At 67.7% G+C, this 11,947-nt stretch carries 10 protein-coding genes; 6 read left to right on the forward strand and 4 right to left on the reverse strand.

Features of this window, described 5'->3' with window-relative positions; genetic code table 11:
* Positions 1–174: 174 nt before the first annotated feature.
* On the forward strand, positions 175–1,392 hold the full coding sequence (locus NB3_RS19340) for an MFS transporter (protein ID WP_067805112.1): 1,218 nt from the start codon (positions 175–177) through the stop codon (positions 1,390–1,392).
* 57 nt (positions 1,393–1,449) lie between these two features.
* Here the strand turns inward: NB3_RS19340 and NB3_RS19345 are convergent, their stop codons facing one another.
* Together NB3_RS19345 and NB3_RS19350 are read right to left on the reverse strand one after the other, a co-directional pair.
* Positions 1,450–2,412 (reverse strand): ABC transporter substrate-binding protein, encoded by a 963-nt coding sequence (locus tag NB3_RS19345; protein WP_244891970.1) that lies wholly within the window; start codon positions 2,410–2,412, stop codon positions 1,450–1,452.
* Positions 2,413–2,657: 245 nt separating this feature from the next.
* Positions 2,658–4,163 carry a flavin-containing monooxygenase gene (locus tag NB3_RS19350; RefSeq protein WP_067805118.1) on the reverse strand — a complete coding sequence of 502 codons (1,506 nt, stop codon included), beginning with the start codon at positions 4,161–4,163 and terminating at the stop codon, positions 2,658–2,660.
* 327 nt (positions 4,164–4,490) lie between these two features.
* On the opposite strand from NB3_RS19350, the gene NB3_RS19355 reads away from it, so the two are divergent.
* The 5 genes from NB3_RS19355 (at position 4,491) to fabG (ending at position 10,308) form a co-directional block, all read left to right on the forward strand.
* Entirely contained in the window at positions 4,491–5,636 is a 1,146-nt protein-coding gene (locus tag NB3_RS19355) for an LLM class flavin-dependent oxidoreductase (protein WP_067805121.1), read from the forward strand.
* A gap of 98 nt (positions 5,637–5,734) precedes the next feature.
* Entirely contained in the window at positions 5,735–7,153 is a 1,419-nt protein-coding gene (locus tag NB3_RS19360) for an APC family permease (protein ID WP_067805124.1), read from the forward strand.
* Between the two features lie 445 nt (positions 7,154–7,598).
* Positions 7,599–8,216 carry an HAD family hydrolase gene (locus tag NB3_RS19365; RefSeq protein WP_067805127.1) on the forward strand — a complete coding sequence of 206 codons (618 nt, stop codon included), beginning with the start codon at positions 7,599–7,601 and terminating at the stop codon, positions 8,214–8,216.
* 176 nt (positions 8,217–8,392) lie between these two features.
* A complete protein-coding gene (locus NB3_RS19370) occupies positions 8,393–9,541 on the forward strand; it encodes an acyl-CoA dehydrogenase family protein (protein ID WP_067805131.1) in 1,149 nt (382 codons plus the stop codon).
* Positions 9,542–9,555: 14 nt separating this feature from the next.
* Positions 9,556–10,308, forward strand: coding sequence for a 3-oxoacyl-ACP reductase FabG (gene fabG / locus NB3_RS19375; protein WP_067805133.1), 753 nt, complete (start codon positions 9,556–9,558; stop codon positions 10,306–10,308).
* Between the two features lie 231 nt (positions 10,309–10,539).
* Here fabG and NB3_RS35145 read toward each other — a convergent pair whose 3' ends face one another.
* Together NB3_RS35145 and NB3_RS35635 are read right to left on the reverse strand one after the other, a co-directional pair.
* Positions 10,540–11,622: a hypothetical protein gene (locus tag NB3_RS35145; protein WP_157111871.1), complete on the reverse strand. Its 1,083-nt coding sequence runs from the start codon at positions 11,620–11,622 to the stop codon at positions 10,540–10,542.
* Between the two features lie 32 nt (positions 11,623–11,654).
* Positions 11,655–11,947: hypothetical protein (locus NB3_RS35635; protein ID WP_169810710.1), on the reverse strand; the 293-nt coding region annotated here is incomplete at its 5' end.

The following is an 11,947-nucleotide window of genomic DNA, read 5'->3' on the forward strand; positions in this document are numbered from 1 at the left end:
CTTCCACCCCGGCCAATTCGGCTCGATGTCACCGAAACCGGGAGTGCCGAAATAAAATCAGTGCGATTTCCACAATATGGAGCGGACAGGGAAATCCGTACAGTGGCCCCATAAGATCCCATCATCCGATCTGTGAAGGGTGCATTTCTTGCCCGCGCATAGTCGAGTTATCGCGTGACCACCTACCGGCAGGACGGGACGTCGGTCGAACTCCCCTCGCTTCGGCCATTGCTGTTCACCGTTTACGTGCCCGCGGCGGCGTACGGGATCGGGATGGGGGCCGCGGCGCCCGTCATGGCGCTCACCGCGCTGGAGCTGGGCGCGTCGCCCGCCGTAGCGGGACTGACCGTCGCGCTGGTCGGCCTCGGCCAGATACTCGGCGACATCCCCGCCGGACAGGTCGTAGCCCGGCTCGGTGAGCGGATCTCCATCATCACCGCGAGTACGGCGGGAGCGATCGGGGTGCTGTTGTGCTTGCTCGCCCCCGCGGTGCCGCTGCTGTGCCTGGGGCTGATGATCGTCGGACTGTCGAACGCGGTCTGGGGATTGGCGCGGATGAGCTATCTGTCCGAGGTCGTGCCATTCGAACGCCGAGCGCGGGCGATGTCGTTGTTCGGCGGAGCCATGCGACTGGGATTCTTCGTCGGTCCGTTCCTCGGCGCGGCGGCTATCACCGGTTTCGGCACTCGCGGCGGGTTCGTCGTCCAATTGGTCGCCATCGCGCTCGCCGGATGGCTGATGGCCAGGCTGCCGGATCCGCAGACCTCGGCGGCCGGGACGCCGCAGCCGCCGCTGTCTCTGATCGAGATCGCCCGATCGCATCGCGCGCTGTTGCTGACGCTGGGTGCGGGGTCGTTGCTGATGGGTGCGGCGCGTTCGTCCCGGGAAGCCGTTTTGCCGCTGTGGGCCGATCATCTGGACGTCGACGCGGCTACCGCGAGCCTGATCTTCGGCATCGGGGCGGGCCTTGATGTGCTGTGCGCCTACCCTGCCGGGCATTTGATGGACCGGTACGGCAGACGATTCATCGCCGTGCCTTCCTTGGTCATCCTGGCGCTCGGATATTTCGCGGTGCCACTGACGGATTCGGCACTCACCCTCGGTGTCGCCGCGGTCGTCATGGGCGTCGGCAACGGGATCGGCAACGGCGTCATCATGACGATCGGCGCCGATATCGCGCCCGCCGCCTGTCGTGCCGAGTTCCTCGCCGCGTGGCGGCTCACCCACGACGGCGGCTTCTTCGTGGGGCCGTTGCTGATCAGCGGACTGGCGGCGATCGGTCCGCTGGCCGTCGCGGTCTTCGCCATCGCGGGCGTGTCGGCGCTCGGCGCCGGGGTGATGGCCCGATACATTCCGGTGTACATCCCTTGGCCCGGACGCGCGTCGGCCTGAGCGAACCGGGACGACGGATCAGGCAGCCGCGCAGCGCAGCCCGATCCGTCGCACGCGTTACTTCGGAGCCTGCGAGTTGTACTTGTTGGTGTAGAACTTCGAGGGCTCGAACGAACCGGTGATGGCGCCGGTATCGCGCAACCAATCCTCCCAGCGCAGGAAGTCGGCGTCGACGATCGCGCCGTTGACGGCGGGCACGCCGACCGAAAGCCAGTACTTGACCGACGAGGCGTCCTCGCCCGAACGCTTCCGCTTCTCGATGATCTCGGTGAACTTCGCGACCACCTGATCGCGGGGAGTGGTCTTCAGCCACTCGATGGCCTTGGCGACGCCGTCGACGAACGCGCGAACACTATCGGGGTTCTTGGCGATGAAGTCGTTGCGGAACACGTACTGGCCGCCGTTGAACGGGCCGAACTCCTCGTAGTCGGTGAATACCGGGCGCAGGCCGCCGTTGGCGATCGCACGCTGCTGGAACTGTCCGCTCAGCGCTGCGACGTCGACCTGGCCGCGCCGGACGGCGTCCTCGGTATTCGGCGGGGGCAACACCACCAGCTGCACCGACTTGATCTGCTGCTCGGTGAAACCGACCTTCTTCAGCGCGGTGTGGATATCCGCCTCGGACTGACCACCCAGCGTGTTCACACCGATCTTCTTGTCCAGCAGATCTTTCGGAGTTCTGATCGGACTGTTCTCGGGCACATAGAATCCGGTGAACGTCTTCTCATCGGACCCGTAGTAATTCACCACCGCGGTGATCGGTGCACCACCCTGCGCCAGTTTCGCGACCGCGCCCCCGAACGCGCCACCGAAGTCGACCTGCCCGGTCGCGGCCGATTGGATGTCCTGCGGACCGCTGATGGTATTTCCCTGCCATTCGAGCTTCACTTTGCCTTCGAAGAAGCCGAGATCCTCCGCGAGCTCGGGAATGACGACCTGCGAGGCCCAGCCTTGGTACCGCAATACCGGCACGCCGCCGGAAGTGCGGACTTCACCGCCACCGCAAGCGGTCGAAAGCATTGCCACAGTTGTGGCGACTATCGCGCCTATCAGAAACTTGCCGCGCGCTTTCACGCTCATACTCTCCCTCGATACATCCGCCAACGCGCCATCGCGTCGCAGTGCAGCGATCGTTGAGCATTCGCTATTTCACGTCCATAGTTGTCTTCGGTGAGATTTGAAAAGAGCGCGGCGGGTTCGCCGGACAGACGCGAACCGCGGCGGGCACTTCGTCGTGCCCGCCGCGGTCCGATGCACGGCAGCGGTCAGGCGCTGCGCGTCCCTTCCAGCGGCCGTGCGACGGCGGACTTCTCGGTCCGGCCGAAGGTCAGCACCCCGTCTTCGAGCGCGCCCTTGCGCAGGAGTTTGCGGTCGCGGAAGTAGTTGTTGATCACCTGCCATGGGCCGTTGGTGCCCTGCCGGGGCATCACCGCGTCACCGCGCTGGATGTAGCCGGAGGTCAGCGCACCGCCCATCACCGAGTCGGCGCCGCGGTCGCGGTCGGTGGCGACCGCCTCGACCCGGGTGAAGCCGTTCTTCTTCATGTGGTTGAGCACTCGGCAGAAGTATTCGGCGGCCAGGTCGGCTTTCAGCGTCCAAGAAGCGTTGGTGTAGCCGAGCACCATCATCGCGTTCGGCACGCCGTCGAGCATGGCTCCCTTGTAGACCACTCGCTCGCGGGTGACCACCGGTTCGCCGTCGATCTCCAAGCTCATGCCGCCCAGCATCTGCACGCTGAGACCGGTGGCGCTGATGACCAGGTCGGCGGGCAGCTCCTCGCCCGAGGCCAGGCGGATGCCGTTCTCGGTGAAGGTCTCGATGCGGTCGGTGACGATCGAGGCTTTGCCGCTGCGCAGGACCTTGAACAGATCACCGTTGGGCACCACGCACAGCCGCTGGTCCCACGGCTTGTAGTTCGGCGTGAAATGCCGCATGTCGATGCCGGGGCCCACCTGCATGCGCACGGCGGCCAGCAGCAGTTTCTTGGCCGCCTCCGGGTTGGTGCGGGAGAGTTGGAAGCTCGCGCGCTGCAGAGCGATATTGCGCGCCCGGCCGATCCGGTAGGCGAGCTTCTCGGGCACCTTGGCGGCTTTCATCCCCACCGCCACCGGGTCGTCGGCGGGCAGCGCGGTGATGTAGGTCGGCGAGCGTTGCAGCATGGTGACGTGCGCCGCCGTGTCGCTCATGGCCGGGATCAGCGTGATCGCGGTGGCGCCGGAGCCGATCACCACCACCCGCTTGCCGGAGTAGTCGAGGTCTTCGGGCCAGTGCTGGGGGTGCACGATCTGCCCGCCGAAGTTCTCCTCACCCGGGAACGTCGGCCGGTAGCCGTTGTCGTAGTCGTAGTAGCCGGTGCAGCCGACCAGGAAGTCGCTGGTGTAGCTCTCGGTCTGGCCGGTCTGCTCGTCGAGCGCCTCGACCGTCCAGGTGGCCGTTTCGCTGGACCAGCGGGCCGTGGTGACCTTGCGGCCGAACCGGATGTGCTCGGTGACGCCGTACTCGGCCGCCGTCTCCTCGATGTACTGGCGGATGTGCGGGCCGTCGGCGAGGACCTTGGTGCCGTTCCACGGGCGGAAGCCGTAGCCGAAGGTGTACATGTCGGAATCGGAGCGGATGCCGGGGTAACGGAACAGGTCCCAGGTACCGCCGATGGCGCTTCTGCGTTCCAGGATCGCGTAGCTGCGTCCGGTCCGCTCTTTGGTGAGATGGCAGGCCATGCCGATTCCGGACAGCCCAGCGCCGATGATCAATACGTCGACATGCCGCGTCATTGAGGTACTCGTTTCGTCCGTCCGCCTCGCACACCTGAGGGTGCGTGCTGAGGCCAGATTACGTGTTATCCGTGGTTACGTCTAGTCCGAATGGTGACACGGATCGGCACCGGAATAAAAACCGGCCTGGTTCCAAATCGTGACCTCGGCCGGTCGAGCGCCCAGCATGGATCACTGCGGCGCGCCCACAAGGCGCACCGCCCGATCTGTCCCGCTGCCCGGGGCGCCGCGGGCCCGTGCCGACCGCGGCGCCAGTTCGGGTCGCTTCGCGTGCGCGCTGGTCACCGCGGTGGCTCGGCCGCGGTCCCCGGAAGGGAGTTGGCTCGCATGAGTCTGTCGTTCCACTGGTTTCTCCCCACCTACGGCGATTCCCGCGGCCTGATCGCGGGCGGGCACGGCACCTTCATGTCCGGCGATCGCCCGGCCAGCCTGCGATACCTCAACCAGATCGGCGCCGCCGCCGAGGACAACGGCTTCGAGGCCGTCCTCACCCCCACCGGCGCGTGGTGCGAAGACGCGTGGCTGACCACCGCAATGATGGTCGAAACCACCGAGACGCTGAAGTTCCTGGTCGCCTTCCGTCCCGGCCTGATCAGCCCGACGCTCGCCGCGCAGATGGCGGCCACCTTCCAGCGGCACTCCAAGGGCAGGCTGCTGCTCAATGTGGTGACCGGCGGCGAGCCGCACGAGCAGCAGGCCTACGGCGACTTCCTGGACAAGACCCAGCGCTACGCACGCACCGGCGAATTCCTGCACGTGGTGCGAGAACTGTGGAACTCCACCGAGCCGGTGACCTTCGAGGGCGAACACATCCGCGTCGATCGGGCACTGCTGAGCAACCGGCCGGACCCGGTGCCGCCGGTGTTCTTCGGCGGATCATCCGAACCGGCGGGCCCGGTCGCGGCCCGCTACAGCGACACCTACCTGACCTGGGGCGAGCCGCTGCTCGCGGTGAGCAGGAAGCTGGAATGGATCCGGCGTCTGGCGGTCGACCACGGCCGCGTCCTCGACTACGGCCTGCGCATCCACGTGATCAGCCGCGACACCTCCGAGCAGGCCTGGTCCGAGGCCGACCGCCTGCTGGCAGGCATCGACCCCGCCGACATCGAACGGGTGCAGGCCAATCTGGCCCGCAGCGAATCCGAAGGCCAGCGGCGCATGTCGGAACTGCACGGCGGCAGCACCGATCGGCTGGAGATCGCGCCGAACCTCTGGGCCGGCGTCGGCCTGGTCCGCGGCGGCGCGGGCACCGCGCTGGTCGGCTCGCACGCCGAAGTCGCCGAACGGCTGGCCGAATACGCGCGCCTCGGCATCACCCACTTCATCCTCTCCGGCTACCCGCACCTGGAAGAGGCGTACTGGTTCGGCGAAGGCGTGCTGCCGATCCTGGAGCGCAAGGGACTGTGGCGCCACCCCAACCGCACCACCCGCGTCGCCGCGTCGACGCCGTTCGCGACGTCATCCAGCAGCTGAGAGCAACACCCCAGTTATTCCCACGCGCTGCGACGCGGCGAGAATGGTCTATCGGTCCGGCACACCGGCCGCGACCGACGGACCATTCCGAGGGAGTCATGACCACCGCTTCAGCCCGGCGCTGGCGCCGCCGCCTGCCCGACACCGCGACCGAGGCGGGCGCGCCCACGCTGGCGCGCAGACTGGGGCGGCTCGATCTCACCGCCATGGGCGTCGGCACCATCGTCGGCGCGGGAATCTTCGTCATCACCGGCGTCGCGGCCGCGGAGAAGGCCGGACCGTCCATCGTGCTGTCGTTCGCCCTGGCCGGAACGGTGTGCGTGCTGGTCGCGCTGTGCTACAGCGAGCTCGCGGCGATGGTCCCGGTCTCCGGCAGCGCCTACACCTACACCTACGCGACCCTCGGCGAAGCGCCCGCGTTCCTGGTGGGCTGGAACCTGCTGCTCGAATTCGTCATCGCGGGCGCCGCGGTGGCGATCGGCTGGTCCGCGACCACCGTGTCCGCACTCGACTCGCTGTTGGGTATCACCGTCCCGCACGCACTCGTCGCGGGACCCGCCGAAGGCGGCGTGGTGAACCTGCCAGCCCTGCTGATCGTCGCCGCCGTCGTCGCGGTGCTGGTCGGGGAGGTGACCTTCACCGCGCGCATCACCAAGGCGCTGGTCGCGGTGACCATCGGCGTTCTGGTGCTGGTGATCGCCGTCGGCGCCCCGCACGTCAGCGTGGACAACTGGACACCGTTCGCGCCGTTCGGGGTCGGCGGGATCATCGGCGGCGCCGCCATCGCGTTCTTCGCCTTCCTCGGTTTCGACGTGGTCGCCGCGTCGGCGGAGGAAGCCCGCAACCCTCGCCGCGACGTGCCGTTCGCCATCATCGGCACGGTGCTCATCGCCACCGTGCTCTACGCGCTGGTCAGCGCCGTGCTCACCGGCATGGTGCCGTTCGCCACGCTGAACAACAGCGCGCCGATCGCCACCGCGTTCGGCGCGGTGCGCATCGGCTGGATCGGCGACGTCATCGTGATCGCCTCGATCATCGCGCTGACGAAGGGCCTGCTGCTGATCGTGTACGCGCAGGTGCGGTTGATGTTCGCGATGTGCCGCGACCGGCTGCTGCCCTACTCCCTCGCGGCCACGGGCAAACGCTCCACCCCGGTGCGGCTGACCTTGCTGCTGGGAGCGCTCGGCGCGGTGATCGCGGGCCTGCTGCCGATCGACATCGTGGTCGAACTGGTGAACATCGGCGCGCTGTCGGCGTTCGCGGTGGTGTGCGTCGGCGTGCTGGTGCTGCGCAGGGTGGAGCCCGAGCGCGAACGCCCGTTCCGCACCCCGCTGGTGCCCGTGGTTCCGCTGCTGGCGCTGATCGGCTGCCTCCTGCTCGCGACCACGCTGGATGCTTTGACCTGGGTGCGATTCGGCGTGTGGGTCGTGGTCGGCATCGCGGTCTACCTCGGATACGGACGCAAACGCTCCACCCTCGCCGAGACCGCACCCAGCGCCCCGCCGACCCGGCCCTGACTCACGCTGCGACGAAGAACAGTCCGGGGCCGTAGGTGTTGCGCGCAGAGGAACCCTGGTCCGTCACCGGAGGCGGCGTTGGTCGGCGACATCACCCGACCCGCACGATCTGCTGGTGTGCGTCGTCTGTCGCGATGCCGACGACCTGTCCGCTACACCACGGAGCGGATCGAGGCGCTGCGCGGAATCGGCCGGAGGGAGATCAGCGCGGTCAGCGGATACGCCAAGCGCGCCGCGCCGCCGCGATACACCTGACGCCGGTTTGCATTCGCTGCGAATTTCCCAGCGGCACAGTCTCTTACCCGGCATCGAGTGCATCGGCGGTTCCACGTGGATCACCCCGGCCACACCCACAGTTCGGGCGATCCCGCCACTCGCGCGGCCGAGTTGTGAATCACAACAGCCGCACCGGCACGCCGCGGCACGGGCGATTAGGGTCGGTCAAATGACCTGGACCGTGGGCTTCGACCTGGACATGACGCTGATCGACTCGCGGCCGGGCGTCGCGCGGGCCATCGACCTGCTCGGCGTCGAATTCGATCTGCCGCTGAGCGGGACGACCTTCGCCGATCGACTCGGCCCGCCGCTGGCCACCCTGCTCGTCGAGGCGGGCGCGCCGGAGGATCTCGTTCCGGCGCTGGTGACCCGCTACCGCGCGCTCTATCCGACGATCGTCTCGAGCATTCCCCCGATGCCGGGCGCGCAAGCCGCGCTGGCGGCCGTCGAGGCTCGCAATGGCCGAGTGCTCGTCGTCACCGGCAAGCACGCCCCACTCGCGCAGTTGCACATCGCCGAACTCGGTTGGCGCATCGACCATCTCGCGGGTGACCTGTGGTCGGCGGGCAAGGCGGCGACGCTGCGCGAACAGGGGGCGAGCCTGTTCGTCGGCGATCACGTCGGCGACATGAACGGCGCACGCGCGGCGGATGTCTTCGCGGTCGGCGTCAGCACCGGGCCGTGCACGGCGGACGAACTGCGCGCGGCGGGCGCGGACGTGGTGCTGGACGATCTCACCGAATTCCCCGCCTGGCTGGCGACGGAATTCGGCGCGGTCACCGCTTAGACCGCTCCGGTCGCGGCGTCGGCTCGACCGCACCCTGGCCGGTGTCGAACTCCCATTCTCGAAACGACCTCGCCCTCACGGCGTACCGGCAAGTCCACCTCAGTGGTGCCGCGGTGAATGGCCGCTTCCTGTCAAAAACTTGCACCGTTAGTTTATTTCTCGCTAGCCTCTTGCGCATGAACCTCGAACTGTCCGGCGAGCAGACGGCGGCGCGGCAGCTCGCGGCCGATTTCGTCGACCGGGAGATCGCGCCGCACGCCGCGCGGTGGGATCGCGAAGAACAGGTGGACCGGTCGATCGTCGCCCGGCTCGGCGAACTGGGCTTCCTCGGGCTCACCATCCCCGAGCAGTACGGCGGCAGCGCGGGCGACCATCTCACCTACTGCCTGGTCCTGGAGGAATTGGGACGCGGCGACTCCTCCGTGCGCGGCATCGTCTCGGTCTCGCTCGGCTTGGTCGCCAAGTCGATCCACTATTTCGGCACCGAGGAGCAGAAGCAGACCTGGCTCACGCGGCTGGTCGCGGGCGAGGCGCTCGGCTGTTTCGGGCTCACCGAGCCCGGCACCGGATCCGATGCCGCCCAGCTGCGCACCCGCGCCGTGCGCGACGGCTCGGACTGGGTGCTGTCGGGCACGAAGATGTTCATCACCAACGGCACCTGGGCCGATGTGGCGCTGGTGTTCGCGCGTACCGGCGGCGAAGGCCATCGGGGCATCAGCGCGTTCCTGGTCCCTACCGACTCCCCTGGCTTCGCCGCACGGGAGATCCACGGCAAGCTCGGGCTGCGCGGACAGGCCACCGCGGAACTCGTGCTCGACGGGGTGCGCGTACCCGACAGTGCTCGCCTGCACGACGAAGGCAAAGGCTTCACCGTGGCGATGGCGGCGCTGGCCAAAGGCCGCATGTCGGTCGCGGCGGGGTGCGTCGGGCTGGCCCAGGCGTGCCTGGACGCCGCCGTCGGCTACGCCACCCAGCGGGAACAGTTCGGCAAGCCGATCGCCGCCCACCAGCTGGTGCAGGAACTGCTCGCCGACATCGCGCTGGACGTCGACGCGGCGCGACTGCTGGTGTGGCGGGTCGCCGATCTCATCGACCGCGGCGAGGAATTCGCGCTGGCGTCGTCGAAAGCGAAGCTGTTCGCTTCCGAAGCCGCGGTCCGTGCGGCCGACCGCGCGGTGCAGGTGTTCGGCGGCTACGGCTACATCGATGAATTCCCCGTCGGCAAGTATCTGCGCGACGCCAAGGTGATGACCCTCTACGAGGGCACGAGCCAGATCCAGAAACTGCTCATCGGCCGCGCCCTGACCGGCGTCGCCGCGTTCTGACAGGAGAACTTCCGATGCACCGCTTCACCGACCGCGTCGCGGTCGTCACCGGCGCGGCTCAGGGCATCGGCGCGGCCACCGCGCTGCGCCTCGCCGCCGAGGGCGCGGCCGTGGCCGTGCTGGACCGCAACGAGCCGGAGGAGACCGCCGCGCGGATCACCGCCGCGGGCGGCGTGGCGCACGGTTACGTCTGCGACGTCACCGACCGCGGCTCGGTGCAGGCCGTCTTCGATCGCGTCGCCACAGACCTGGGCAGCCCGCAGATCCTGGTGAACAACGCGGGGATCACGCGCGACGACCTGTTCTTCCGCCTGTCCGAGGAGGACTGGAACGCGGTGCTCGCGGTCAACCTGACCGGCGCCTACCACTGCGCGCAGGTGGCGCAGACGTTCATGGTGGCCCAGCGATACGGCAGGATCGTCTCGCTGTCGAGCCGATCGGCGCTCGGCAATCGCGGCCAGGCCAACTACGCGGCCGCCAAGGCGGGCATCCAGGGGTTGACCGCCACCCTCGCGCTCGAACTCGGGCCCTACGGCATCACGGTGAACGCGGTGGCGCCCGGCTATATCGCCACCGCCATGACCGCCGCCACCGCCCAGCGGGTCGGCGTGACGGCCGAAGACCATCAGAAGGCCGCCGCGGAGCGGACGCCGCTTGGCCGGGTGGGACAGCCAGAAGAGGTCGCGGCGGTCATCGCGTTCCTCGCCAGCGACGAGGCGAGCTACGTCAGCGGCCAGACGCTGTATGTCAACGGAGGCGCGCGCTGACCAGGCACGCATCGCAGCGGGGCCACCTTGACCGCACGTTGCGCCGCTCGATGCGCGCCGGGCGGGGGTCTGCCCTAGCGAGCCGTACGCCGGTCCCGTCGGCGGCTCACCACGGGACCGGCCCGACGCGGTCGAAGAAGCCGCCGGTCGGCCCGTCCGGCGGAAGCGTGGCCAGCCGCACGACGCGGACCAAGACTCCAACCACGTGGTGGGCCGATCACGCACGGATGACTACCGGTCGCGAGTTATTCCGCCTGCGCGGTCTTGTCCGTGTCCGGTGCCGCCACGTACAACGCCCGGGGCTTGGCCGGGTGGATGCCGCACCGCTGCTTGTGGGTGCTGCGCTTGGCTCAACCACAGAAGTCTTTCCACCTCCGACAGACGGCCCTTCTCGTCCAGCTCCTTGAATGCCGCGTTCCTCGCTTCGTTCAGCGCCTTGAATGCCGCTTCCCGTTCCTTCTCGGCTGCTGCTGCGCGTGCCTCGGCTGCTTCGCGCTCGACGCTGGCGATGTCGCCTGCTTCGCGGGCGACTTGTTCTGCGGTGTTTGCGGTTTCGCGTTCCCGGTACTGGCTTGGTACCGGGAATTCCTGCGCCACCCGTTCGGCCGCTTCCCGTTCGATCCGTGCCCGCCCGGTTTCCGGTGTCTGGCGTGCTTGCCGGGCTCGCTCTGCCTGTGCTCGGGCCTGCCGGTCGCGTTCGACCTGATGCGGGGCATCCGCCCGGCCACGCGCGGCGGCTTCCCGGAACTGCTGCACCTTCCGGAATTTTTCGCCTCGCTCCCGCGCCCGCACAATCTCGCGTATCTTCGCCAGCCGTTCCCGCGCCCGGTCGGCCCGTCGCAGCTCGTACGGCCGGATCAGTTCCAATTGCTTGGATGCCAGCGATCGGCCGAGTTGCATAGCGCGCAGAGCGTCAGCGCGGGAAATGATCACGTGCTGGAATTTGTCCCCGAAATCACGTGCCATGTTCCGAAGGTCTTCGCGGACTTTGTCCGGAATCTTTTCACCGGCCACCGTTTCCCACCGGGAGCGAGTGATCAGGCCGGAATTGAGTCCATCTCGATCTTTTCGCAATTGAAGGCGGGCGTCTGCCTCGTTGACTCGACCTAATTTACGCTCTACACCTTGGACGCCTTTCCCCTGAGTTCGGGCCGAATCCAAGATTCGCGCGCCTCGACCAGTTTCTATCCTGAACTGGTGAGCCCATCCTTTTTCTGGCGTTTCTCCCAGCTCGTGCGCCCTACCGAGCTCAAAGTACGGCCCTTTCTCATAATTGGTCAATCTTCTACGGACCGCATCGTATTCGTCGGGCACCGCTGCGCCCACCCCCGTTTACATTGAGCGAGTCAGGGCGCAGTGCGTGATTTCCGTGTTGCGCGCACGGCTTCGGCGATGTTGTATTCGATCAATCTCGGCCCGTCACTGTCGGTTAGATCTTGCGCGATCGACACCATGCTGCGGGTGTCGTCGCCCTGGACAGCCGGGCCGAAATCGGTGTACAGCGACGGACCCCACTCGGGGCGATTCGTCCAATGCAAGCCACCACGCCGCACATAGCATTCGCCCAGGAACCGGACGAACCCGTCCGCGAGATAACGGTTTTCGGGGGCAGTCAATCCGGCCTCGCCGAACAACTGCT

This window comes from Nocardia beijingensis NBRC 16342, assembly GCF_001612785.1.
Lineage (GTDB): Bacteria > Actinomycetota > Actinomycetes > Mycobacteriales > Mycobacteriaceae > Nocardia > Nocardia beijingensis.

What these genes read in the sequence shown, in the direction of transcription:
- NB3_RS19360 (WP_067805124.1), top strand. Translation starts at nt 5,735, where the DNA reads ATGACCACCGCTTCAGCCCGGCGCTGGCGCCGCCGCCTGCCCGACACC.
- NB3_RS19365 (WP_067805127.1), top strand. Translation starts at nt 7,599, where the DNA reads ATGACCTGGACCGTGGGCTTCGACCTGGACATGACGCTGATCGACTCG.
- NB3_RS19350 (WP_067805118.1), bottom strand. Translation starts at nt 4,163, where the DNA reads ATGACGCGGCATGTCGACGTATTGATCATCGGCGCTGGGCTGTCCGGA.
- NB3_RS19370 (WP_067805131.1), top strand. Translation starts at nt 8,393, where the DNA reads ATGAACCTCGAACTGTCCGGCGAGCAGACGGCGGCGCGGCAGCTCGCG.
- NB3_RS19345 (WP_244891970.1), bottom strand. Translation starts at nt 2,412, where the DNA reads ATGCTTTCGACCGCTTGCGGTGGCGGTGAAGTCCGCACTTCCGGCGGC.
- NB3_RS19355 (WP_067805121.1), top strand. Translation starts at nt 4,491, where the DNA reads ATGAGTCTGTCGTTCCACTGGTTTCTCCCCACCTACGGCGATTCCCGC.
- fabG (WP_067805133.1), top strand. Translation starts at nt 9,556, where the DNA reads ATGCACCGCTTCACCGACCGCGTCGCGGTCGTCACCGGCGCGGCTCAG.